Source organism: uncultured Tessaracoccus sp., assembly GCF_947255005.1.
In the GTDB taxonomy this organism is placed as follows: Bacteria; Actinomycetota; Actinomycetes; order Propionibacteriales; family Propionibacteriaceae; genus Arachnia.
Window position 1 is genome coordinate 1 of the sequence record NZ_CAMYFI010000004.1, and the last position, 22,017, is coordinate 22,017.

Annotated in this window: 23 protein-coding genes; 6 read left to right on the top strand and 17 right to left on the bottom strand. The window is 62.9% G+C overall.

Annotation, left to right across the window (positions count from 1 at the left end; translation table 11 throughout):
- Positions 1-325: 325 nt before the first annotated feature.
- The 6 genes from era to Q0X61_RS01660 form a co-directional block, all read right to left on the bottom strand.
- Complete coding sequence (era, locus tag Q0X61_RS01635; RefSeq protein ID WP_297739693.1) at positions 326-1,261, bottom strand: GTPase Era; 936 nt, start codon at positions 1,259-1,261, stop codon at positions 326-328.
- Complete coding sequence (locus Q0X61_RS01640) at positions 1,239-2,549, bottom strand: hemolysin family protein (protein ID WP_297739695.1); 1,311 nt, start codon at positions 2,547-2,549, stop codon at positions 1,239-1,241. Before Q0X61_RS01640 ends, era begins: the two co-directional genes overlap by 23 nt.
- Positions 2,549-3,796 (bottom strand): APC family permease, encoded by a 1,248-nt coding sequence (locus Q0X61_RS01645; protein ID WP_297739697.1) that lies wholly within the window; start codon positions 3,794-3,796, stop codon positions 2,549-2,551. Before Q0X61_RS01645 ends, Q0X61_RS01640 begins: the two co-directional genes overlap by 1 nt.
- The gene (ybeY, locus tag Q0X61_RS01650; protein WP_297739699.1) at positions 3,793-4,248 is read right to left on the bottom strand and encodes an rRNA maturation RNase YbeY; all 456 of its coding nucleotides are present in this window, start codon (positions 4,246-4,248) and stop codon (positions 3,793-3,795) included. Before ybeY ends, Q0X61_RS01645 begins: the two co-directional genes overlap by 4 nt.
- Complete coding sequence (locus Q0X61_RS01655; RefSeq protein WP_297739701.1) at positions 4,245-5,177, bottom strand: PhoH family protein; 933 nt, start codon at positions 5,175-5,177, stop codon at positions 4,245-4,247. The genes ybeY and Q0X61_RS01655 overlap by 4 nt, the downstream gene beginning before the upstream one ends.
- A gap of 128 nt (positions 5,178-5,305) precedes the next feature.
- Positions 5,306-5,716, bottom strand: a complete 411-nt coding sequence (locus Q0X61_RS01660; protein WP_297739703.1) for a DUF5709 domain-containing protein — start codon at positions 5,714-5,716, stop codon at positions 5,306-5,308.
- Between the two features lie 80 nt (positions 5,717-5,796).
- On the opposite strand from Q0X61_RS01660, the gene Q0X61_RS01665 reads away from it, so the two are divergent.
- Positions 5,797-6,489, top strand: a complete 693-nt coding sequence (locus Q0X61_RS01665) for a queuosine precursor transporter (protein ID WP_297739705.1) — start codon at positions 5,797-5,799, stop codon at positions 6,487-6,489.
- A gap of 20 nt (positions 6,490-6,509) precedes the next feature.
- On the opposite strand, the gene tgt is transcribed toward Q0X61_RS01665, so the two are convergent.
- The 4 genes from tgt to hrcA are packed head-to-tail and all read right to left on the bottom strand — an operon-like array spanning position 6,510 to position 10,630.
- On the bottom strand, positions 6,510-7,727 hold the full coding sequence (tgt, locus tag Q0X61_RS01670; protein WP_297739706.1) for a tRNA guanosine(34) transglycosylase Tgt: 1,218 nt from the start codon (positions 7,725-7,727) through the stop codon (positions 6,510-6,512).
- Positions 7,724-8,431, bottom strand: a complete 708-nt coding sequence (locus tag Q0X61_RS01675; RefSeq protein ID WP_297739708.1) for a 16S rRNA (uracil(1498)-N(3))-methyltransferase — start codon at positions 8,429-8,431, stop codon at positions 7,724-7,726. Before Q0X61_RS01675 ends, tgt begins: the two co-directional genes overlap by 4 nt.
- Before the next feature lie 2 nt (positions 8,432-8,433).
- Positions 8,434-9,612 carry a molecular chaperone DnaJ gene (gene dnaJ, locus Q0X61_RS01680; RefSeq protein WP_297739710.1) on the bottom strand — a complete coding sequence of 393 codons (1,179 nt, stop codon included), beginning with the start codon at positions 9,610-9,612 and terminating at the stop codon, positions 8,434-8,436.
- 10 nt (positions 9,613-9,622) lie between these two features.
- The gene (gene hrcA, locus Q0X61_RS01685) at positions 9,623-10,630 is read right to left on the bottom strand and encodes a heat-inducible transcriptional repressor HrcA (RefSeq protein WP_297739712.1); all 1,008 of its coding nucleotides are present in this window, start codon (positions 10,628-10,630) and stop codon (positions 9,623-9,625) included.
- 257 nt (positions 10,631-10,887) lie between these two features.
- On the opposite strand from hrcA, the gene Q0X61_RS01690 reads away from it, so the two are divergent.
- Complete coding sequence (locus tag Q0X61_RS01690; protein ID WP_297739714.1) at positions 10,888-11,673, top strand: MBL fold metallo-hydrolase; 786 nt, start codon at positions 10,888-10,890, stop codon at positions 11,671-11,673.
- Between the two features lies 1 nt (position 11,674).
- On the opposite strand, the gene Q0X61_RS01695 is transcribed toward Q0X61_RS01690, so the two are convergent.
- The 6 genes from Q0X61_RS01695 to hemW form a co-directional block, all read right to left on the bottom strand.
- Positions 11,675-12,448 carry an inositol monophosphatase gene (locus Q0X61_RS01695; RefSeq protein WP_297739716.1) on the bottom strand — a complete coding sequence of 258 codons (774 nt, stop codon included), beginning with the start codon at positions 12,446-12,448 and terminating at the stop codon, positions 11,675-11,677.
- Positions 12,449-12,472: 24 nt separating this feature from the next.
- The gene (locus tag Q0X61_RS01700) at positions 12,473-13,315 is read right to left on the bottom strand and encodes a DUF3097 domain-containing protein (RefSeq protein ID WP_297739718.1); all 843 of its coding nucleotides are present in this window, start codon (positions 13,313-13,315) and stop codon (positions 12,473-12,475) included.
- Positions 13,316-13,393: 78 nt separating this feature from the next.
- Positions 13,394-14,185 (bottom strand): hypothetical protein, encoded by a 792-nt coding sequence (locus tag Q0X61_RS01705; protein ID WP_297739720.1) that lies wholly within the window; start codon positions 14,183-14,185, stop codon positions 13,394-13,396.
- Positions 14,167-14,874 (bottom strand): ABC transporter ATP-binding protein, encoded by a 708-nt coding sequence (locus tag Q0X61_RS01710; protein WP_297739722.1) that lies wholly within the window; start codon positions 14,872-14,874, stop codon positions 14,167-14,169. Before Q0X61_RS01710 ends, Q0X61_RS01705 begins: the two co-directional genes overlap by 19 nt.
- Positions 14,871-15,245 carry a GntR family transcriptional regulator gene (locus tag Q0X61_RS01715; protein WP_297739724.1) on the bottom strand — a complete coding sequence of 125 codons (375 nt, stop codon included), beginning with the start codon at positions 15,243-15,245 and terminating at the stop codon, positions 14,871-14,873. Before Q0X61_RS01715 ends, Q0X61_RS01710 begins: the two co-directional genes overlap by 4 nt.
- A 90-nt stretch (positions 15,246-15,335) precedes the next feature.
- Positions 15,336-16,520 (bottom strand): radical SAM family heme chaperone HemW, encoded by a 1,185-nt coding sequence (gene hemW / locus Q0X61_RS01720; protein ID WP_297739725.1) that lies wholly within the window; start codon positions 16,518-16,520, stop codon positions 15,336-15,338.
- A 103-nt stretch (positions 16,521-16,623) separates the two neighbouring features.
- Here hemW and Q0X61_RS01725 point away from each other — a divergent pair, with 103 nt between their 5' ends.
- From Q0X61_RS01725 to Q0X61_RS01735, 3 genes are read left to right on the top strand one after another with little or no spacing between them, the layout of a single operon-like run.
- On the top strand, positions 16,624-17,901 hold the full coding sequence (locus tag Q0X61_RS01725) for an ABC transporter substrate-binding protein (protein WP_297739726.1): 1,278 nt from the start codon (positions 16,624-16,626) through the stop codon (positions 17,899-17,901).
- A 7-nt stretch (positions 17,902-17,908) separates the two neighbouring features.
- On the top strand, positions 17,909-18,847 hold the full coding sequence (locus Q0X61_RS01730) for a carbohydrate ABC transporter permease (RefSeq protein ID WP_297739727.1): 939 nt from the start codon (positions 17,909-17,911) through the stop codon (positions 18,845-18,847).
- A complete protein-coding gene (locus tag Q0X61_RS01735) occupies positions 18,844-19,659 on the top strand; it encodes a carbohydrate ABC transporter permease (protein ID WP_297739728.1) in 816 nt (271 codons plus the stop codon). Before Q0X61_RS01730 ends, Q0X61_RS01735 begins: the two co-directional genes overlap by 4 nt.
- Positions 19,660-19,671: 12 nt before the next feature.
- On the opposite strand, the gene lepA is transcribed toward Q0X61_RS01735, so the two are convergent.
- On the bottom strand, positions 19,672-21,498 hold the full coding sequence (lepA, locus tag Q0X61_RS01740) for a translation elongation factor 4 (protein ID WP_297739729.1): 1,827 nt from the start codon (positions 21,496-21,498) through the stop codon (positions 19,672-19,674).
- A 165-nt stretch (positions 21,499-21,663) separates the two neighbouring features.
- Here lepA and rpsT point away from each other — a divergent pair, with 165 nt between their 5' ends.
- A complete protein-coding gene (gene rpsT / locus Q0X61_RS01745) occupies positions 21,664-21,930 on the top strand; it encodes a 30S ribosomal protein S20 (RefSeq protein ID WP_297739732.1) in 267 nt (88 codons plus the stop codon).
- Positions 21,931-22,017 lie beyond the last annotated feature (87 nt).

The following is a 22,017-nucleotide window of genomic DNA, read 5'->3' on the forward strand; positions in this document are numbered from 1 at the left end:
CTCCTCGAAACCGGCGGATTCAGACCCCGATTACACCCTCAAATACGATGAGCCCCTTCACCTCATCTGCGTACGGATTTTGAAGTTTCGCGACGGGTGATGGAGGCCGGGGGTTTCGATACGCGAGCTTCGCTCGCTACTCAACCACCGGCAAGAGGTGACCGCTCACCTCCCCGGCCGTCGAGTAGGGCCGAAGGCCCGTATCGAGACGCAGTGGCGGGTTTCGATACGCCCGCTGCGCGGGCTACTCAACCACCGGTGGTCTCCGGGTTTCGACAAGTCCGCTTCGCGGGCGGCTCAACCACCGGGATAGACCAAGCCCCGGCTAGAAGCCGAGTTTGCCGAGTTGTTTGGCGTCGCGCTGCCATTCTTTGAGCACCTTGACGTGCAGGTGAAGGTGGACGCGGGTTCCAAGCAGTTTGTTGATTTGCAGCCGGGCTGCGGTGCCGATCTCTTTCAGTCGGCTGCCGCCCTTGCCGATGATGATGCCCTTCTGAGAGTCACGCTCGACGACAATGCTGGCGTACACGTCGCTCAGAGGCTTGTCCTCGGGACGGCCTTCGCGCGGCACAACCTCGTCGATCATCACCGCGATGGAGTGGGGGAGCTCGTCGCGCACCCCTTCGAGCGCAGCTTCTCGGATGAGCTCCGCCATGAGCGTTTCCTCGGGCTCGTCGGTGATTTCGCCATCGGGGTAGTACACGGGGCCAGCGGGAAGCAGCTGGAGGAGCGTGTCAGCGACGGTGTCTATCTGCTCCCCAGATGTCGCGGACACCGGCACGATCGCTTCCCACTCGATGCCGAGCTCCAGCGCGAGCTCGTTCGCCGCGGCGATGCGCTGCAGCACGTGTGGCTTCGGCACAAGATCGATCTTCGTGATCAGTGCGAGAAGTTTCGGCGGGTCCGTGAGCCCCTGAATCTCCTGCAGGATGTGTTGATCGCCCGGACCGATTTTTTCGTTGGCAGGCATGCAAACGCCGATCACATCCACTTCGGCCCAGGTGTCGTAGACGAGCGCGTTCAGCCGCTCCCCGAGCAGCGTGCGGGGCTTGTGGAGCCCCGGCGTGTCGATGAGGATTAGCTGGCCGTCGTCGCGGGTGATGATGCCGCGGATCGCGTGGCGCGTGGTCTGCGGCTTCGACGAAGCGATGGCAATCTTTTGCCCGACGAGCGCATTGGTGAGCGTCGATTTTCCTGCGTTGGGTCTACCCACGAAGCAGGCGAAACCGGAGCGGTGGTTATTCGTCGTCGCTGTGCTCATCTTCGGTGTCTTCCTCCTTGGGCAGTTGCCGCACGAGCACCGTCGCGACTTGGTGGCGACGCCCCATCGTGCGGTCTGCGATCATCTCGATGCCCTCGTACACGGCTTTCGATCCGGAGATCGGCACCAGATCGAGTTGCTTGGCCATAAGGCCCCAGACGGTGTCCACGTCTTCGTCGTCGAGGTTGAGGTCGAACAGCTCCCCTAGGTCGCTGACAGATAGCCGAGACGACACGCGATAGCGGCCATCGCCCAGATCCACCACGTTCGGAACCTCCTGGTCGTATTCGTCAACGATTTCGCCGACAATCTCTTCCAGAATGTCTTCGATGGTGGCTAGACCGGACGTGCCGCCGAACTCGTCGACGACGATCACCATGTGCGAATGGTTGCGCTGCATCTCTTGCAGCAGCTCAGAGACGGGCTTGGAGTCTGGGCAGAATTCCGCCGTGCGCATCACTTCACTCACGGTCTCGCCGCGCTCCGCGTCGGGGTAATCAAAGATGCGTTTGGTGACGTCCTTGATGTAGACAATGCCGCGGATGTCGTCGAGCCCCTCCCCTACCACCGGGATACGCGAGAAGCCGGAACGCAGCGCCAAGCTGATGAGCTGCCGCAGCGTGTGGTTCTCCTTGATGAACACCATGTCGGTGCGGGGAACCATCACTTCCTTGACGAAGGTGTCATCGAGGCCAAACACCGAGCGCACCATCTTCGACTCGCTGTCTTCGATCACCTCATGCTCTTCAGCGACGGAGACCATGTCCAGGAACTCTGCCTCGTTGGCGAACGGCCCGTCGGAGTAACCGCGCCCCGGCGTCAACGCGTTGCCGATGAGCACCATGAGCTGCGCAACAGGGCTGAAGATAGTGGTCAGCACGCTCACGGTCGCACCGAAAATCTTGAGCGTGCGGAACGGGTTCTGGCGTCCCAATGTGCGCGGCGCCACACCCCACAGGATGAACGATACGACGAGCATGATGGCGACGGTGAGCAGCACACGCAGCCAGTCAGCACCAAAGGACGCGTGAATCAGGAGCCCGACGAGTGTGATCGACGAGATCTCCAACAACATGCGTGCAAACATGACGGAGTTCACCGTCGGTGCCGGGTCCTGTGCGATCAGTGCGATGCGCTCATGCGCCTTCGACGGTTGTTCCGCGACGAGGCGCTCGGCCTTGCCCTTCGTCGTCACCGCCACCGCGGCTTCGATGGCAGCGAGCAGGCTTGCCAAAATAGCGAAGATCAGTGCGAGCGTCAGCTCGATCCATTGGGTTTGCGAGAACATCAGGCAGCATCCTCTGCACGGGTTGACATGGGTTCGGGCTTGACCAGCCGCCATACTACGCCGACGCCCAGAACAATCATGCCAATCAGCATCGACCAGATGGGCAGCGTAACGACGAATACGAGGCAGGTGGCAGCACCGAGCACCTGCCAGGCGCGGTGATAACGGCGGTGCTGCCCCGTCTGCGTATAGGCGGCGACGTTCGCCACGAAGTAGTACAGCAACACACCAAACGACGAGAACCCGATGGCGCCGCGAAGGTCGGCCAGCATCAGGACGACACTGAGTACGATGGCGACGGTCAGTTCAATCCTGTGCGGGGTTTGGAACCGCTGGCTGGTGTGGCTGAACCATCCGGGCAGGTCGTGGGTGCGAGCCATCGCCAACCAGGTGCGCCCGATGCCCGACAGCAGGCCCAAGAGCGCACCCGCGCTCGCCGCCGTCGCGCCGATAATCAAGATGGTCTTCTGCACCAGATGGTCACCGACGAGCAACGTCAGCGGGGCTGGGCTGTCAGCCAGTGCGGCAAGACCCACCCTGGCCACCAACGTCCACGCGATGAGTGCGTAGAGCACGAGCGTAATGGTGAGCGCTCCAACGATGGCTCGGCGAATGTTGCGCTCGGGGTCGATCACTTCCTCGCCCATCGTCGCGATGCGCGCATAGCCGGCAAAGGCGAAGAACATGAGGCCGGCGCTTTGCAGCACGCCGTACGGGGTCGCGCCCACCCACTTGAAGCTCGCCGAGGTGGGCGGCGAAATCCACCCCGTGGCCAATGCTGTCACGATGCCGATGAGCGCGATGATCACGAGCAATTTGGCTGCCTGGGCGGTGCGGGTGGCGCCCAGAATGTTGATGAGCACCATGAGCCAGACGATGCCCACCGCAATGGGTTTGGCCCACCCCTCGGGTGCCCAGTACGACGAGAACACCATCGCCATCGCTGCCGCGGACGCGGTCTTCCCGATGACGAAGCACCATCCAGCAAGGTAGCCGGGCCATTCACCGAGGCGTTCGCGCCCGTAGACGTAGGTGCCGCCAGCCGACGGGTACTGCGCGGCCAGCTGCGCGGAGCTGGTGGCGTTGCACCAGGCCGCGAACGCGGCGAGCACGAGGCCGATGACGAGTCCGCTGCCCGCAGCAGCGGCGGCCGGACCCCACACCGCGAAGACGCCAGCTCCCACCATCGACGCCACACCGATCGCGATGGCATCGCTCAGCTTGAGCTGTCTCGCCAGTTGGCTCATCGAGCACGCTCCAAGCCCCATGCTTGGATGATCTTGTCGTTGAGGCCGAACATGATGGCTTTCTCTTCAGGCTCCGCGTGGTCGTGCCCCAGCAGGTGCAGCAGCCCGTGAATGAGCAGATACTCGGCTTCTTCGTCGGGTTGGCGCCCGTTCTCCGCGGCTTGGCGCTGCGTGACCGCCGGACACAGCACGATGTCGCCGAGCATTCCGAGCGGCGGATCTTCGTCGTCGGAGGGTTCGCGCAGCTCGTCCATGGGGAAGCTCATCACGTCGGTCGGCCCAGGCAGATCCATGAAGCGTTCGTGGTAGTCAGCCATGGTTTGCTCGTCGACAAGGAGGATGGAGAGGTCGGCTTGGGGATGAATGCGCAGCCGATCGAGAGCGAAGCGCGCCAAGCGCACGAGGCCCTGTTCGTCGGCCTCCATGCCGGATTCGTTGTTGAGGTCGATCACTTCCGCTTCGCCCTTCGCGCGTCCTGCGCAGAGTCGTACTCGTCGTAGGCTGCGACGATCTTGCCCACCAGTCGGTGACGCACCACGTCGCGGGCTGTGAGATTACAAAACGCGATGTCGTCCACCCCGTCGAGGATGCCTTGCACCAGCTGCAGCCCGGAGCGCGCGCCGCCAGGAAGGTCGATCTGGGTGACGTCACCGGTGACGCAGATCTTCGAGCCGAAGCCCAGCCGGGTGAGGAACATCTTCATCTGTTCGGCAGTGGTGTTTTGGGCCTCGTCCAAGATGATGAACGCGTCGTTGAGAGTGCGCCCGCGCATGTAGGCCAGGGGTGCCACCTCAACCACGCCCGAGGTGAGCAGCTTAGGCACGGAATCTGGCTCCACCATGTCGTGCAGCGCGTCGTAGAGCGGGCGGAGGTAGGGGTCGATCTTGTCGCTGAGCGTGCCGGGCAGGAAGCCAAGTTTCTCGCCCGCCTCGATAGCGGGCCTAGTGAGGATGATGCGATTCACCTGCTTGCTCTGCAGGGCCTGCACCGCTTTCGCCATAGCCAGGTACGTCTTGCCCGTTCCGGCGGGGCCAATGCCGAACACGATGGTGTGGCGATCGATCGCGTCGACGTAACGCTTCTGGTTCAGCGTCTTGGGCCGCACTGTGCGCCCGCGTGAGCTGACGATGCCCTGAGTGAGCACGTCCGACGGCGACTCGTTCTCGGCGGTCATCGTGACGACGCGCTCCACGGTTTCCGGGGACAGCCCCTGGCCGGTTCGGAGAATCGCAATGAGCTCGCTGACCACGTCGTTTGCCTTGGTCACGGCTTCTGCCGACCCAGTGAGTGTGATCTCAGAGCCTCGCACGTGCACGTCGGCTTCAAGCAATGATTCGAGCATGCGCAAATTCTCGTCGCTGGGGCCGAGAATACTGATCATGTCGATGGATGGTGGAACACCGACGGTGCGGGTTCCGGGCAACTGATGCAGGGGATTCAGGGGGCTGGCCTTCCGACGTGGCCCGACGTCGTTCATCGGGCATGCTCAGCTTAGCCGTCGACGATGGTTCAGTCATCACTCGTTTCGTCGTCTTCGTCAATGATGTGCATCGCCGCTTCCTCCGCCGATGCTGCTCCTCCACTGATTCCCATCTCTCTACCGACGTTGTGATCGTCGCCGACGACCAACCTCCCGGCGCGCTGCTTGCCTACCTCGCGGTCTTCAAACAAGGGGTTCCATTTGCCTCCGAGCTTCTGGGGGTCATGCTCGGGCTCTTCCTGCTTAGCGCGCATGTCGATGCTCTCACCTTGCCGCATCTCTGCGGCCGTGGTGCCGTATCCCATGCCTGGGCCCCAGTTGTCCGGCAGGATGTAGCCCTCATCCAGCACGTCATCCACGCCGCGATCAATCAAGGTATCGCCAGCCTGGAGCTGGTCGAGTTCGCCGTCGTTACGTTCCGATGCTTCATTGCCTTCCATGCACCAAGTCTCCCATCTTTCTCTCCCTTCCGGGCTGGGCACGCAAAGAAAGTCAAAGGAGATCAACTACCATCTCTCCGGTGACAGATACTCAATTCGCCCAGCATGGTCGAGGACACTACGACATCATCGCCGTCGCGTTCGTCGGCCTCCTGCTGATCTCCAACGTTGCCGCTACGAAGCTTATTCAATTCGGCCCCGAGGTGAACGTCCTGGGCTTCCCTGTGCTGCCTCTCATCACCGATGGTGGCGCCATCTTGTTTCCGCTCGTCTACGTGATCGGCGACGTGCTGGCCGAGGTGTACGGTATGAAGGGTGCGCGTCGGGCGATTCTGATGGGCTTCGTCATGGCCGCGCTGGCGTCGGTGACCTTCCTGCTCGTCGGCATCGCCCCACCGGCGGCGGACTGGCCGAATCAGGAGGCGTTCGAGGCTGTTTTGGGCTTCGTGCCGCGCATCGTGCTGGCGAGCCTGTGTGGCTACCTCGTTGGCCAGCTTCTCAACGCCTGGGTGCTGGTGAAGATTAAGGCACGTACTGCAGAGAAGGGCTTGTGGGCGAGACTGCTGGGTTCCACGCTGGTGGGTGAAGCCGCGGACACCACGGCGTTTTGCCTCATCGCGTTTTACGGCGTCATCACCGGCGGCACGATGATCAACTACATCCTCGTCGGCTACATCTGGAAGGTACTCATCGAGGTGCTCGTCATGCCGATCACCTACCAGGTCATCAAACTCGTGAAACGCTACGAGCCGAGTTACGTAACAGCCAGCTGAAGCCTGACTGGAAGGTACGCTTACCGCGAGTAGAAACGTCCGAGGAACTCGTCGCGAAACTCGTGAAACCGGCCCTGCTGCATCGCAAGACGAATATCGTCGACGAGCCGTACGGTGAACCGTTCGTTGTGGATGGTGGCGAGCGTCGAAGCCAGCATCTCCTTCGCCTTGAACAGGTGATGCAGGTAGGCGCGGGTGTAGTGCTGACAGGTGTAGCAATCGCACCCGTCTTCGAGGGGGACAAAGGATCGACGATGCTTGGCAGTGTTGACGTTGTATCGGCCGTCGGCGGTGTAGATCGCCGCGTTTCGGGCCACGCGGGAAGGGTTGACGCAGTCGAATGTGTCTGCGCCGGCCTCCACCGCCGCGAAGAGGTCGTCAGGCTCTGAGATGCCCAGCAAATGGCGGGGTTTGCCTTCCGGCAATTCATCCACCATCCAGCCGATAATCTCCCCCATGCGCTGCTTCTCCAACGCTCCGCCCAGGCCAAACCCGTCGAACATCTGCCCATCGACATCGAGCCCCGCCAATCCACGCGCGGCCTGGCGTCGCAAGTCCTCGTACTGGGCGCCCTGGATCACCCCAAACAGCGCTTGATACGGCTTGTCAGCACGCATCTGAGTGAGGCGACGGTGCTCGCGCAAGCACCGCTCGGCCCACCGATGCGTGCGCTCCACCGACTTCTCCTGATACTCACGCGTATTCATGAGAGTCGTGAGCTCATCGAAGGCAAACATGATGTCAGCGCCCAGCTGATGCTGGATGTTCATGGACACCTCGGGCGTGAACCGATGCAGGTCGCCGTTGAGGTGAGACACGAACGTGACCCCATCCTCATCAACGTGGGCACGGCGCTGCTTGCCGTCGGCAATGACATCGTCGTTCTGAAGCCCAGTGGTGTCCATGGCGAGCACCTTCTTGAAGCCTGCCCCCAAGCTCATCACCTGGAAGCCGCCCGAATCGGTAAACGTCGGGCCCGGCCAGTTCATGAACGGCGACAACCCACCAGCTTCATCGACGATGTCCGCTCCCGGCTGCAGGTAGAGGTGATACGCATTCGCCAGCACGGCCTGCGCACCCAATTCGCGAACGGTCTCAGGCAGCACCGCCTTCACCGTCGCCTTCGTACCCACGACGATGAACGCGGGCGTCTCGATGTCACCATGCGGCGTGTGGATCGTGCCGGTACGCCCGCCGCAGCCCTCGATGCGGGTGCCTACGTCGAACGAAAAACTCACAACAACTCCAATTGTCCAAGCGCCACAGCCCCGGCCGTCGACGTGCGCAACACGTGGTCGGCGATGCGCACCGGCTGCGCGCCAGCCGCGACGAGCACGTCGAGCTCATCAGGCGCGATACCGCCCTCCGGCCCGACGACCACCGCAACATCACCTTCCACCGCCACGTCGCGAATGTGCTGCGAGGCATCCTCGTGCAGCACCAACACCGTCGAGACGTCGCCGAGCACGTCGGGCAACTGCTTGGTCGTCGCAAACGACACCTCAGGGATGCTGAACCGCCGTGACTGCTTCGACGACTCCCTCGCCGTGGCTTCCCATCTCGCGAGGGCCTTGTCGCGTCGCTCTGCCGGCCACCGCACGATGGAGCGGTCCGCCTGCCAGGCGATGATCCGCGAAGCGCCCATTTCGGTGAGCATCTGCACCGCGAGTGTAGAGCGGTCGCCTTTCGCGAGCGCCTGCACAGCGGTGACCCGCCGACGAGGTTCTTCGCGTCGCACCGCTTCCACGGTGACGGTGAGCGTCGTTTTCGTACATTCGACGACGCTGCCCTCAATACCGAGGCCCTTGCCGTCGGCAACGAGCACTTGCTCCCCTATCTCGACGCGCTTGACTGCTGCGTGACGAGCTTCGTCTCCCTCGACCATGACCTGATCCCCCACCTGGGGGTTATCGAGGTGCGCGAGGAACAGCGCCCCTGTCATGACTACTTATCTCCGCGTAACCAGCCGAACAGGCCGCCGTGTTTCCCCTTGTCGACGATGGGTTCGCCCTTCGTCTCGTCCCTCGCCTCGGCAAGCTTCCGGAGCAGATCACGCTGGTGATCGTCGAGCTTCGTCGGGGTCTGCACCAAGAACGTGATGCCGAGTTCACCTCGTCCGCCGCCGCGCAGCCGCGGGACGCCCCGATCTTTAAGCGCAATGCGGGTACCCGACTGCGTGCCCGCCGGAATCTCCACCTCGACGGTGCGGTCGGCCGGGTCGGAACCCTCCCATTCGGCTTCCAGCGTGGGCAGGGTGAGCGTCGTCCCGAGCGCCGCGGCGGTCATCGGGATGCGCACGACCTCTTCCAGGTTGTCGCCATCGCGTCGGAAGTTCTCATGATCTGCGACGTGGATCTCCACGTAGAGATCACCAGCAGGCCCACCGCCTGGGCCCACGTCGCCTTGTGACTGGAGGTGAATGCGGTTCCCGGTCGAGACACCCGCCGGCACCTTGAGCGTGATCGTGCGCTGGCTTGCGACGCGCCCCTCCCCAGAGCACTCGGTGCACGGGTGCGGAATGACGGTGCCATACCCGCGGCATTCGGGACAGGCCTGCGAGGTACGGATGTCGCCGAGGAAGCTGCGCTGCATCTGGATGATCTCGCCCTGGCCGCCACAGATCTTGCACTCGACCGGCTCGGAACCGTCCTGCCCGCCGTGCCCGGAGCACTGGGGGCAGACGACAGCCGAGTTGAGCTTGATCGTCTTCTTCGTGCCAAATACCGCCTCGTGCAGCTTGATCTGCGCTGAGATGAGCTTGTCGCGCCCTTGGCGCACACGCGACCTCGGGCCGCCGTGCCCACCCTGGCCGCCGAACATGGCGTCCACCAAGTTGGTGAAGTCGAACCCTCCGGCAAACCCGCCGCCGAAGCCCGAGAACCCAGCGCCACCGCCACCAGCCTGACGCGGGTCTCCCCCGCGGTCGAAGATGGAGCGCTTGTTCGGGTCGCTCAGCACCTCGTAGGCCTCGCTGAGTTCCTTGAACTTGTCAGCGGCCTCAGCGTCGTCGGGGGCGACGTCCGGGTGCACCTTCATCGCCTTGCGGCGGTAGGCCTTCTTGATCTCCTCCGCCGACGCATCTCGGGAGACGCCCAGAATGCCGTAGTAATCCTTCGTGCTCACAGTTGCTAGATCAACCTTCCATGAGGAATCGACTCACGTAACGTGCCACCGCACGCACCGATGCAATGGTTGCGGGATAGTCCATACGCGTCGGACCAACCACGCCAAGGCTCGCCCCCAGATTGCCCGCCTGCCCATACCCGCTGGCCACCAAACTCGTCGACTGGAAACCGTCGGCGGTGTTCTCTTCACCGATCCGGACGGTCACGTCGTCGCCAGCAGCCTCGCTCAGCAAGCGCAGAAGCACCACCTGCTCCTCCAGCGCTTCAAGCAGCGGGCGGAGATTGCGCTCGAATGGAACGCCCGCCAGGTTCGGCACTCCCGCGACCACCACCTGCGCAGCTGGTTCGGCAGCGAGCAGCTGCAGCGTCGTCGCGATGATGTTCGCTGCAATGGGGCGATACTCCGGGCGGATGGAATCCATCTGACTAGCGAGCGCATCGGCCGCTTCCGCAGGCGAGCGTTGCATGACGCTACCGACGATCACGTTCCGCAGCTCCGAGAGCGCCTCGGGATCCACGAACCCGACATCCACCACTTCCTGGTCAACACGCCCAGCCGCGGTGACGATGATCACCATCACCCGCTCCGGCGACAGCGCCACGAGTTCGACGTGGCGGATCTGGCCGCGCTGCGTCACGGGGTACTGGACGATCGCCACCTGGTGGGTGAGCTGCGCCAGCAGCCGCACGGTACGCCCCATGAGGTCATCCATGCCGGCCGTGCCGTCGAGGAACGAAGCGATGGCGCGTCGCTCCGCCGTCGACAGCGGTTTGATGCTCGCCAGTCGATCGACGAAGAGGCGATAGCCCTTGTCGGTGGGGATACGGCCCGCGCTCGTGTGCGGCTGGGTGATGTACCCCTCCTCTTCGAGGACGGCCATATCGTTGCGCACCGTTGCTGCCGAGACCTTCATCTGATGGCGCTCCACGAGCGCCTTCGACCCGACGGGCTCGCGGCTGGCAACATAGTCCGTCACGATCGCCTTCAATACATCCAGCTTTCGGTCGTCGAGCATGTCACCTCCTAGCACTCACAACAGGCGAGTGCCAGCCTACCCCTCTTCCCAAGATGGTTGAAATGCGTCGCGTGCCGACCCCGCGGGCCACATGGCAGCCGGGTGTCCGATGAGAAAACTGCAAAACTCGCCAACAGTTGGCCCAACACCCCGGTTTTGGGCAAGTTCCGAGCCACTGTTGGCGAGTTTTGCAGTTTTTATCCGGCATCCCCTCAGTGTGCTCGAGGTCCTTGGCGTCGTGGCTTAGGCTCAGGCGCATGGAGATTTCGTGGAGTGAGGTTGCCGACAGGGTTTGGGTCACGACGGTAGATCCGGATGCCGCGAACGTCACGCTCATCGCCGGCGACGACAGCGCCATGCTCGTCGACGCGGGAGGCACCGCCGACGTCGGCGCAGCGCTGCTCACCTCGGCACGCACGCTGGTGACGGTGCCCGTCGAGACCGTCGTCATCACTCATCACCACGCCGATCACTGGCACGGCCTCGCCGGCATGTCCGACGTAGAAACCATTGCGCACGAGTGCATCGTCGACGACACCACCCCCGCCGAACTCCGTCCCACCACGGTGATCAGCGTGCTCAAGGGCATCCAGCTGGGTGAGCGCTTCGTCGAGATCGCGCACTTCGGCAAGGCACACACGCAGTCCGACCTCGTGGTCGTCGTTCCATCGGCGGACGTGATTATCGTGGGCGACCTCGTCGAAGACGAGCCCCAGTTCGACGAAACCACCCAGTTCGACACCTGGCCGCTCACCCTCGACGGCGTGCTCACCTCGTCGAAACCCAGCACCGTGGTCATCCCTGGGCATGGCCCCGTCACCAACCGCGACGCCGTCATCGATTGCGCCGGGCGCCTCGCCGATATGTTCACCACAGCCTCGACGCTGATGCAGCAAGGCGTGCAGCTCGAGCAGCTCTACGAATCCGCCGAGCGGTGGGCATTCTCAGAACCCACCGTGCGTCAGGCCCTGCCGTTGTTGGTGGACGAACTGGCCTCGCGCGGCGTCGTCCCACGAAAGCAGTTGCCCATCCGGGGCGTCTAGCTCAGCGGTCCCACCCTTCCGCGACGAGGTCCCACACACGCTCCGAGCGCGCGGCGAGCAGTCCCTTGCCGCGGCTGGCAGCTGAGTACTCTTCCCCGTTCAACATGCGCCCGGTTCCTCCGATTTCGGTGAGCATGAGGCAGCCGACAAGGTGATCCCACGGGTGCGCATTGTTGTAGTACATGAAATCGATCTCGCCCGATACCGCCATCGGGTAGTCGAAGCAGGCCGCACCGGAGCTGCGGCCCATGGGCTCGTGTCGGCCGCCCCCATCGTGGCCGAGCCACCGCTGCTGCCCCGTAACCCCCTTCGGTTGTTCCCGTTCGGGCTGAGCCTCGACGGGCAGGCCATTCATGAGCACCTGCCCCGACCCAGCCTCGACGGTGTACATGCGCTCGTATTGCGGCTGCCAGATCCAGCCGCGCGTAGTGACGCCGTCGCGCACTTCGGCGAGCATGACGCCGTGCTCGCGCTTGCCGTTCACGAAGTTCCTCGTGCCGTCGATCGGGTCGATCACGAACGCGTGCGGTGCCGACGCGAGCTCGTCGAGCGTCGATGCGCCGAGGAACACGCCCTCTTCACCGACGATCAGCGCACTCGGGAACGCTTCCTTCAGCAGGCCGGCGAGGTGGCGCTCCGCTTCGCGATCCGCGACGGTGACGAAGTCGCCCGGCTCCTTCTCGTCGATCTCCGCGTCCGCCAGCTGCCGAAACCGCGGGTTGACCACCGCGTCGGCTGTGTCTTTGAGCATTGCCGCAATGCCGTCGATGTCCATGCTGGCAACTGTAGCGAACGCGGGTTAGACGTCGATGTGGTCCTGAGTGACGAAGTCGATGAGGCGTTCGACGATCGTGTTGAGCTGCGGCTCCAAGTCGCGCCAACTGTTGGCCCTGGCGAGAATCGCTTGCCAGCCGCGTGCCACGTCGCGCTGATCGTCGTGCGGCAGCCCGAGCGCAGCCAGCGTGCCCTTCTTGAAATCAACGTCCATGGGCACGTCGGGCCAGGCCTTGCGGCCGACGCGCTCCGGCTTCACGGCTTGCCAGATGTCGATGAACTCGTGTCCGAGCACCAGTACGCAATCCTCGTGGCCGCCGGCGTACACCTGTTTCACGATGCGTGATTCCTTGGACCCAGGCACCAGATGGTCGACGAGCACCCCCAGCCTCCTGCCCGGTTCCGGCCGGAACTCGTCGACGATGGCGGGGAGATCGTCGATGCCACCCAGATACTCCACGACGACGCCGACGTGGCGCAGGTCGTCGCCCCAGACCTTTTCCACCAGCTCGGCGTCGTGGCGTCCCTCGACGTAGATACGGCTGGGTAGCGCCACCTTCGCTGGCTCTGGAGCGTCACTCGCACGCGATCCGGACGCGGTGTACTTGGGCTTCTTCGTTCCTGCGCGCAGCGGCGGCTGCAGGGCGACGGGCTCCCCCTCCAGCAAGAACCCGGCACCGAACGGGAATCCGCGACGCTTCCCCTTGCGGTCTTCTAGCAACACCACGCCGTTCTCCCACCCGACGACGGCGCCGCAGAAGTCGTCGAATTCGAGCACCACGTCGAGTTCGACGGGCACGTTCCTGGTCTTCATCATGTGGGAACGCTGCCAGCCGGGCGCGAGGACGTCACGGGAGTATCGGTTCACGGCTGGCGACCCTACCGAACATGGCTTGTGGCGCCCCGGAGCCACTCCGAGACGCCACAAGTTGAGAGGTGTGAGACTTCAGCGAAGCTCAAGTCGACGCTGCACGCTCACCAAGGTCTGCCAGAACATCGCCACAGTGATGACAACGGTTCCGATCACCACGACAACAGGAAGGCCCGCCGACGTGTCACCCATGTCGGTGAGCAGTGGCGAAACCCAGAGCCAGGTTTTATCCAGCACGTCGTACACCGGAGGGATCAGAAACAACCCGACCCCGATCAGCTGCATCGCCACGTAGACAATGATGTAGACGACGACCGGCCCGAAGCCTCCCGACTTGTTGATCCACGCCTCGCTGCCGATCACAACGGCGAAGTAGACCTGCGCGAGCATGCTGAGATAGGAAAGCAGCACGATTGTCAAGACGATCACGCCCACATCGAGACGATCACGGAAGAACGCTGCGGTGGCCAAGGTCACCTGCTCCAGGCTGATACCGCCGAGGGCAGCGTCTGCCTTTCCGATAATCCACAGGGACGAGGCGCAGACCGCGAGAGACATCAGGCTCACCAGGCTGGCCCAGAGAAACTTGGTGGCGATCAGCGTGGAGTTCTTCACGGGAACGGTGAGCTCGAAGTATCCCCGTCGGCCGAATGTGCTGCGGTAGAGATGTATCCCGAGGTACAGCTGCACGGCGAACGGCAGTGCAGCTACCGCGATGATCCCCACGACAATCGGCACTCCCGCAACAACGCCTGAGATGTGGGCGGCTCCGTACGAGATCAGCGCGAGCAGGAGGGTGAAGCCCCAACCCAGGGCTATCGCCCACTTAGTTCGGATGAATTCGTATTTCAGTACTGTTCCGACCATTGGTAAACCTCCCTGAAGAGTTGGTCCATGCTTTTGCCATATTCGGTGCGTAGATCGTCGACGGCACCCTCAATGAGCACCTGTCCGTAGCGCATCATGATGACTCGGTCGAGCACGGGTTCGATGTCGGCGATCAGATGGGTAGAGATGAGCACGAGCGAATCCGGTTCGAGGTTGCGCACGATGGCGCGCAGAATCACGTCGCGGGCTGCCGGATCGACGCCTGAGATGGGCTCGTCGAGGAGAAACACCTTGGCGTCACGGCTCATGGCAAGCGCGATCTGCACCTTCTCGCGCATGCCTTTGGACAGTTGCGAGAGCTTTATCTGGGGCTCTAAGCGGAAGAATTGGAGGAGATTGTCGAATTTCGCCCGGTTGAAGTCGTCGAAGTAATCGTCGTATTGCTGGGCGCAGAATCTGATCTTGTCGCCATCGGCGAGGAAGCTCTCGTCGGGGAGGAAGCTCACTTTCGCCTTCGATGCCGGGCCGGGGCATTCACCCGCGACGGTGACGTCGCCGTCGTAGCGAACAATGAGGCCGGCGAGCACTTTGAGCAGCGTGGTCTTGCCGCAGCCGTTTTCTCCGAGGAGCCCGACGACGTTACCCTCGTCGAGGCTGAACGAGAGGTTGTTGAGCGCGGGAAATGCCCCGTACTTCTTCGTGAGTGATTGCACTTGGATGGCTTTCATGATTGCTCACCTTCCAGTTGTCGCCATCGTTGCTTCAATAACTCCAACGCTCTGGCTTGCTGCATGCCGAGCCCTTGGGCACGACGCACAAACTCGTCGGCGTGGCTAGTGGCCACGCGTTCGCGAAGCTCGTCGATCACGGTGACGTCGTCGGTGACGAACCGCCCTTTCGTGCGATCCGGCACAGTGACGCCCATGCGGTCAAGCTCGCCCATAGCGCGTTGGATGGTGTTGGGGTTGACCCCGAGTTCAACGCCGAGATCGCGAACGCCGGGCAGTTTGCTCCCCGCGGGCCACTGGCCCGTGACGATTCTGCGCGAGCATTCATCCACCAACTGCAACCAGATGGGCGAGGAATTGTCGAACTGCATTCCTGCACCTCCTGTATTGCTGTACTAGATGCTTAATACAGTAAGACAGTGGAGCTGCGCTGTCAACACCTCGAAGCAAAAAAGTGCCTATCAGTCGAGTAGGTCGCGGATGATCCCGTCGGCCAGCAGGCGCCGTCGCACGATCAGCCGCCCGTCAACGACATCGACCAGCCCTCGCGCTGCCATCGAAGGAATGCGCGCACGCTCCGACGGCGTCAGAACGCTGAGCGGGAGCCCGTCGGCCAACCGAAGCTCCAGCAGCACCCGTTCGACGCGGCGGTCCTCCGCCGTGAGCACCTCGCGCCCTTGCGCCGGCGACTTGCCTGCGGCCAGGGCGTCCGCGTAGGCGCGCGGGTGTTTTCGGTTCCAGAATCGAACGCCGCCGACGTGACTGTGCGCGCCCGGGCCAATGCCCCACCAGTTCGCACCTTTCCAATAGGCGATGTTGTGCCGGCACTCGCCGCCGGGCAGCGCCCAGTTGCTGGTCTCGTAGTTGTGGAAACCGCGTGCGGTCAGGAACTCGTCGGCAATCATGTATTTATCGGCGAGATCGTCCTCGTCGGGCATAGCCAGCTCGCCCTTGCGCACCCGCAAGGCAAGCCGTGTCCCCTCTTCGACGATGAGCGAGTAGGCGCTGACGTGGTCGACGGGGGTGTCGGCCACCGCGTCGAGGCTTCGTCGCCAATCGTCGAGCGACTCCCCCGGCGTGCCGTAGATGAGATCGAGGCTGACATGCTCGAACCCGGCCTCCGACGCCCAGTGTGCCGCATCCAGGCCACGACCGGGGCTGTGCTGTCGATCAAGCACCCTCAAAACGTGCGGCACCGACGACTGATACCCCAGCGAGATGCGCGTGAATCCGCCGTCGCGCAGCGCCTGGAAGTAGCTCGGATCAACGCTCTCCGGGTTCGCTTCCGTCGTGATCTCCGCGTCGGCGGCTATCGGGAAGCGCTCCCGGATCGCGTCGAGCAGCCCGACGAGCTCCCCCGGCGGCAGCATCGTCGGGGTGCCTCCGCCAAAAAACACCGTGCGAACCACCTGAGGGCCAAGCACGCGACGTGCCAAGTTGAGCTCCGCGCGGGCAGCGAACAGGTAGGCGTTCGGCGACATCGCCCCAAGCTCTGCAGCGGTGTAGGTGTTGAAGTCGCAGTAGCCGCAGCGCGACTTGCAAAACGGCACGTGCACGTACAACGACACCGGGGCGTCGACGTCGGTACCGGGTGGGAGTGAACCGTCGCTGGGCGCGGGCTCACCGTCTGGGAGTTGGGAAGCCACGGGCGGAAGCCTAGCGTCGTATCTCAACTCGTTCGCTTACAGAAGACAGATTCGTGCGTGGGCAAGCTCCCACCAGCTCGTTCGAGATGACACACTGTGTTGCATGATCAATCGACGTTCACTCCTCGCATCCGGCGGCGGGCTCGCTGCCTTGTCTGTGCTCGCCGCATGTGGCGACAACAATCCACTCGAAGGGTCCTCCGGTTCGGCTGGTTCCGGCGGCAACAGCAGCGTCGCGCTCAAGCAGTGGTACCACGAGTACGGTGAAGCTGGCGTGAAGGAGGCCGTCGAGAAGTATGCCTCGGAGTATCCCGACGCCAAGGTGAGCGTGCAGTGGACCCCCGGCGACTACATGAAAATCCTCGGAGCGGCGCTACTGACCGACGAAGCGCCCGACGTGTTCGAGTACGAACAAGGCGGCTCGCTGGACATGATCCGCGGTGGACAGCTGGCAGACCTGACCGAACTCATGGACCCGGTGAAGGATCAGTTCAACAAGGCTGTCATCGATCGGTTCACGTTCCAGGACAAGATCTACGCCATCCCGCAGACCATCGATATGCAGATGCTCTTCTACCGCAAGTCCGTGCTAGAGAAGAAGGGCATTACGCCGCCAACGACCTTCTCGGAACTTGCCGCCGCAGCCAAAGCTGTGAACTCGAAGGACATGGGCGGCTTCTTCGCCGGTAACGACTCTGGCGTCGGCGTGCTGGGCACCATCTTCATTTGGGCTTCTGGCCACGATCAGCTCAACGCTGATCGCACCGAGGCCGCGTTCCTCACCGACGAGTTCTACCAGGCGCTCGTCGACTACCGCGAACTGGTGAAGTCTGGCGCGGTGCTGTCGGGGGCCTCCAACGATTGGTACGGCCCCGAGGCGTTCGTGAATGAGGAGTGCGCTTTCCAGTGGGGCGGGTTGTGGGGTCTACCCCAGGTGCAGGAAGCCTTCGGCGACGACTTCGGCGTGCTGCCCTTCCCCGCGATTGGGGCGAAGGGCCGCCCAGCGGTGCCGTTCGGCGCGTTCGGTGCGTGCGTCAATGCCAAGAGCAAGCACGTCGATGCCGCTAAGGCATTCATCAAGTGGCTGTGGATCGACCAGGAAGACAAGCAGATCGACTTCTCCACAGCCTACGGCGTGCACATCCCAGCAAAGGACGCGCTGACGTCGAAGACGGAGCAGTTCAAGGACGGCCCGGGCGCCGACGCGGCCAAGTTCGTCAGCGAGAACGGCTTCGCCAACGACATCATGTGGTCCGGCTCGCTCGGTGAAGCCTACGGTGCGGCCGTGAGCAACGTGATCGTGGACGGCGCCGACCCGAAGAGCGCGTTCTCTAAGTTCGGCGACCTGGCGAAGAAGGAACTCGCCAAGCTCCAAGGCTGATCTCGACGTGTGGCAACGCCTGCGCGGATACCAGGGCCGCAACCTGTGGTTCCTGGTATTCGTCGCACCGTTTTTCCTCGGGCTGACGGTCTTCGTCTACGTGCCGGTGCTATGGAGCGCCTACCTGTCCTTTTTCGAGGCCAAGAACACGATCACGCCGACGAAGTTCGTCGGGCTGGACAACTACACCAGCCTTTTGGGCGACGAACTCTTCATCAACTCGCTGGCCGTGTTCGTCGTGTTTTCGCTCGTGATCGTGCCACTCACCTATGTGTGCTCACTAGGCTTGGCGCTCCTTCTCAACGACCTCAAGTGGGGCCAGGCGTTCTTCCGTTCGGTGTTCTTCATCCCCTCGGCGGTGAGTTACGTTGTGGCGGCCATCGTCTGGCGGCTCGTGTTCTTCAACAACGCCCGCTTCGGCATGCTGAACTCACTCATCCGTTCCTGGGGCGGCGACTCCGTCAACTGGCTCGGAGGCGGCAACAACCTCTACTGGGTCGCGCTCATCAGCGTTCGGCTGTGGCTGCAGGTGGGCTTCTACATGATCCTCATCATCGCCGGACTACAGCGCATCCCGGTTGATACCTACGAGGCGGCGGCCATCGACGGAGCATCCGGCTGGCGAGTGCTTCGCTACATCACGCTTCCCCAACTTCGCGCCACCAGCGTGGCTGTCATCATGTTGCTCCTCATCAACGCGTTCCAGGCGTTCGACGAGTTCTACAACATGCTGGGTACCATCGGCTCCTACCCACCCTATGGACGCCCTCCCCTGGTGCACCTGTATTTGCTGTCGTTTGGCGGCGGGCAACAGAACCTGGGCTTGGGAGGCGCGGGAACCATGATTCTCGCCGCCATCATCGTGCTCTTTTCTGTAGCACAGAACTGGCTGATGAGCCGGGAGGAGCGCAAGGAGCGGCGCGCAGCGAAGAAGGCGAAAGCATGAAAGCCGCCAGGATCGCCCGGTACGCGCTGCTCATCATGCTGGCGCTGTTCTTCCTGCTGCCCTTCTACGTAATGTTCCGCAACGCCTTCTCGACGCAGAAACACATCGCGTCGCCGAAGTGGCACTGGCTCCCAGATCAGCTCGATTTCACCAACCTGAAGTCGCTACTTGCCAACGACACGATCGGCATCGGCGCGGCCATGCTGAACTCGGCCGTCACCGCCAGCCTGCAGACGATCATCACCGTGCTCGTCAGCCTCATGGCAGGCTACGCGCTGGCGCGTTGGAAGCACAGGCTCGCCAGTTTCCTGCTGGGGCTCACGGTGTTCACGCTGATGGTTCCCGCGACGATGACCTTCGTGCCTACGTTCATCATGACCGCCCAGTTCGGGTGGATTGACACCTACCGCGGCTTGGTGATTCCGGCGGCCTTCTCAGCGTTCGCGACATACCTGTTCCGCCAGTTCTTCCTCGATTTCCCCGAGGAGTTAGAAGACGCTGCCTTCGTCGACGGATGCACGCCCTGGGGAGTGTTTTGGCGCATCGTGGTGCCGAACTCCAAGGAGATCATCGCCGCCGTCGGCACCATCGTGCTGCTCGGCGCCTGGAACGCGTTCCTGTGGCCCAGCCTGGTGGGTCGTGACAACACGCGCACCGTGCAGGTGGCCCTGTCGCAGTTCATGACCAGCCAAGGCGTGCGGTTGCCGGAGCTGTTCATGGGCTCGATCATCGCGATTCTGCCCATGCTGGTGATGTTCCTGTTCCTCCAGCGCTACCTGGTGCGGGGCTTCACCACGTCGGGGCTGCGCTAGGCGCAGCGGCCGCTAGTTCTTCTTTGCCGGCTCCGACGTGGACAGCGCCGCGACGAAGGCCTCCTGCGGCACCTCGACTCGGCCCACCATCTTCATGCGCTTCTTGCCCTCTTTCTGCTTCTCGAGCAGCTTGCGCTTTCGTGAGATGTCGCCGCCGTAGCACTTCGAGAGCACGTCCTTGCGGATGGCGCGGATGGTTTCGCGCGCGATCACGCGGGAGCCAATGGCGGCCTGGATGGGCACTTCGAACTGCTGCCTCGGGATGAGTTCCTTGAGCTTGGACGCCATCTGGAGACCGTACGAGTAGGCGGATTCGCGGTGCACGATGGCGGAGAACGCGTCGACGGGGTCACCGTGCAGCAAGATATCGACTTTCACTAGGTCGGCCGGCGCTTCCCCTGCCGGTTCGTAGTCGAGCGACGCGTACCCCTTCGTGCGCGATTTCAACGCGTCGAAGAAGTCGAAGACGATTTCGCCGAGCGGCAACTGGTAGCGGATCTCCACCCGATCTTCTGAGAGGTAGTCGAGGCCCTTCTGCACACCGCGCCTGGTCTGGCACAGCTCAAGGATGGTTCCGATAAACTCCGCTGGCGCAAGGATGGTGGCGTCAACGACCGGCTCGTAGATCTCGTCGACCTTGCCCTCAGGAAACTCCGACGGGTTCGTCACGATGTGTTCGGAATGGTCCTCCATCACCACGCGGTACACCACGCTCGGCGCTGTGGAGATGAGGTCCAGGTTGAACTCACGCTCGAGCCGCTCGCGCACGATCTCCATGTGGAGCAGTCCGAGGAAACCGATGCGGAAACCGAAGCCGAGCGCGCTGGACGTCTCTGGCTCGTACAGCAAGGCGGCGTCGTTGAGCTGGAGCTTCTCGAGCGCTTCGCGAAGCTCGGTGAAATCGTCACCATCAATCGGGTAGAGGCCGGCGTAGACCATGGGCACCGGGGGCTCGTAGCCGCCCAAATCTTCTGCCGCAGGTGCGGTGGCGACGGTGACCGTATCACCGACGCGGGACTGCCGCACATCCTTTACGCCCGTGATGAGATACCCCACCTCGCCGACGCCGATGGCATCCTGCTTGGACGGGTCGGGCGCGATGACGCCAACCTCGAGCAGTTCGTGCTGAGCGCCAGTGGACATCATCTGGATGCGGTCGCGGTGGCGCAGCGCACCGTCGACGACGCGGACGTACGTGACCACGCCTCGGAACGTGTCGTAGACGGAATCGAAAATGAGCGCGCGTGCTGGCCCGTCGGCGTCCCCCACGGGCGCTGGGACTCGCTCGACAACGGCGTCAAGCAGCTCGGCAACGCCCACTCCAGTTTTACCGGAGACCCGCAGCACCTCGTCCTCGTCGCATCCGATGATCGACGCCAGCTCTGCGGCGTACTTGTCCGGGTCTGCGCCTGGCAGGTCGATCTTGTTGAGCACAGGGATGATGGTGAGTTCGGCCTCGAGTGCCAGGTAGAGGTTTGCCAGCGTTTGCGCCTCGATGCCCTGGGCCGCGTCCACCAGCAGGATCGCCCCTTCGCACGCCTGCAAGGAGCGGGACACCTCGTAGTTGAAGTCGACGTGGCCAGGGGTGTCGATCATGTTGAGCACGTGCACGGTGTCGTCAACCGGCCATGGCATCCGCACGGCCTGGGACTTGATGGTGATGCCGCGTTCGCGCTCGATGTCCATCCGGTCGAGGTATTGCGCGCGCATGCTGCGGTCATCAACTACCTTGGTGAGTTGCAGCATGCGGTCGGCGAGCGTCGATTTTCCGTGGTCGATGTGTGCAATGATGCAGAAGTTGCGGATGATCGACGGATCGGTCTTGCCTGGGATGGCCATGCATCATTCCTTGCATAGAAACGGGACTTCTGACGGCCCATCATCTCACCTCGCGGTGCACTTGGCGAGTTGCTGTGCCGCATATTTGGTGAGCCGCGGCCTTGCCCTGTATTGTGGATCGTCGCGTCCAGGTTTACGCATGACCGAGCACCAGAAGGATTTTTCGTGGCAAACATCAAGTCCCAAATAAAGCGCAACAAGACCAACGAAGCTGCGCGCCAGCGCAACAAGGCCGTGAAGTCGAAGCTGCGCACGCACGTGCGTGAAGCCCGCGCCGCCATCGCCGAGGGCGATGCTGAGAAGGCAGCAGAACTCACCGCCGTCGCGAACCGCGCTCTGGACAAGGCCGTTTCGAAGGGCGTCATCCACGCCAACCAGGCTGCAAACCGGAAGTCGGCGCTCTCGTCGACAACCGCCGCGTTGCAGGCCTGATACCAGCCAATCAGGTTTAGCGCCTCGGCCCGACTCGGTGGCCGAGGCGCTGTTTTGCGTGCCACTTCACGTCCATGGCCAAAATAG

Excerpts from the sequence above, each read along its gene's own strand:
- era (WP_297739693.1), bottom strand. The coding sequence starts at position 1,261 with ATGAGCACAGCGACGACGAATAACCACCGCTCCGGTTTCGCCTGCTTC.
- Q0X61_RS01640 (WP_297739695.1), bottom strand. The coding sequence starts at position 2,549 with ATGTTCTCGCAAACCCAATGGATCGAGCTGACGCTCGCACTGATCTTC.
- Q0X61_RS01645 (WP_297739697.1), bottom strand. The coding sequence starts at position 3,796 with ATGAGCCAACTGGCGAGACAGCTCAAGCTGAGCGATGCCATCGCGATC.
- Q0X61_RS01655 (WP_297739701.1), bottom strand. The coding sequence starts at position 5,177 with ATGATCAGTATTCTCGGCCCCAGCGACGAGAATTTGCGCATGCTCGAA.
- Q0X61_RS01660 (WP_297739703.1), bottom strand. The coding sequence starts at position 5,716 with ATGGAAGGCAATGAAGCATCGGAACGTAACGACGGCGAACTCGACCAG.
- Q0X61_RS01675 (WP_297739708.1), bottom strand. The coding sequence starts at position 8,431 with ATGACAGGGGCGCTGTTCCTCGCGCACCTCGATAACCCCCAGGTGGGG.
- hrcA (WP_297739712.1), bottom strand. The coding sequence starts at position 10,630 with ATGCTCGACGACCGAAAGCTGGATGTATTGAAGGCGATCGTGACGGAC.
- Q0X61_RS01690 (WP_297739714.1), top strand. The coding sequence starts at position 10,888 with ATGGAGATTTCGTGGAGTGAGGTTGCCGACAGGGTTTGGGTCACGACG.
- Q0X61_RS01695 (WP_297739716.1), bottom strand. The coding sequence starts at position 12,448 with ATGGACATCGACGGCATTGCGGCAATGCTCAAAGACACAGCCGACGCG.
- Q0X61_RS01705 (WP_297739720.1), bottom strand. The coding sequence starts at position 14,185 with ATGGTCGGAACAGTACTGAAATACGAATTCATCCGAACTAAGTGGGCG.
- Q0X61_RS01710 (WP_297739722.1), bottom strand. The coding sequence starts at position 14,874 with ATGAAAGCCATCCAAGTGCAATCACTCACGAAGAAGTACGGGGCATTT.
- Q0X61_RS01715 (WP_297739724.1), bottom strand. The coding sequence starts at position 15,245 with ATGCAGTTCGACAATTCCTCGCCCATCTGGTTGCAGTTGGTGGATGAA.
- Q0X61_RS01725 (WP_297739726.1), top strand. The coding sequence starts at position 16,624 with ATGATCAATCGACGTTCACTCCTCGCATCCGGCGGCGGGCTCGCTGCC.
- Q0X61_RS01735 (WP_297739728.1), top strand. The coding sequence starts at position 18,844 with ATGAAAGCCGCCAGGATCGCCCGGTACGCGCTGCTCATCATGCTGGCG.
- lepA (WP_297739729.1), bottom strand. The coding sequence starts at position 21,498 with ATGGCCATCCCAGGCAAGACCGATCCGTCGATCATCCGCAACTTCTGC.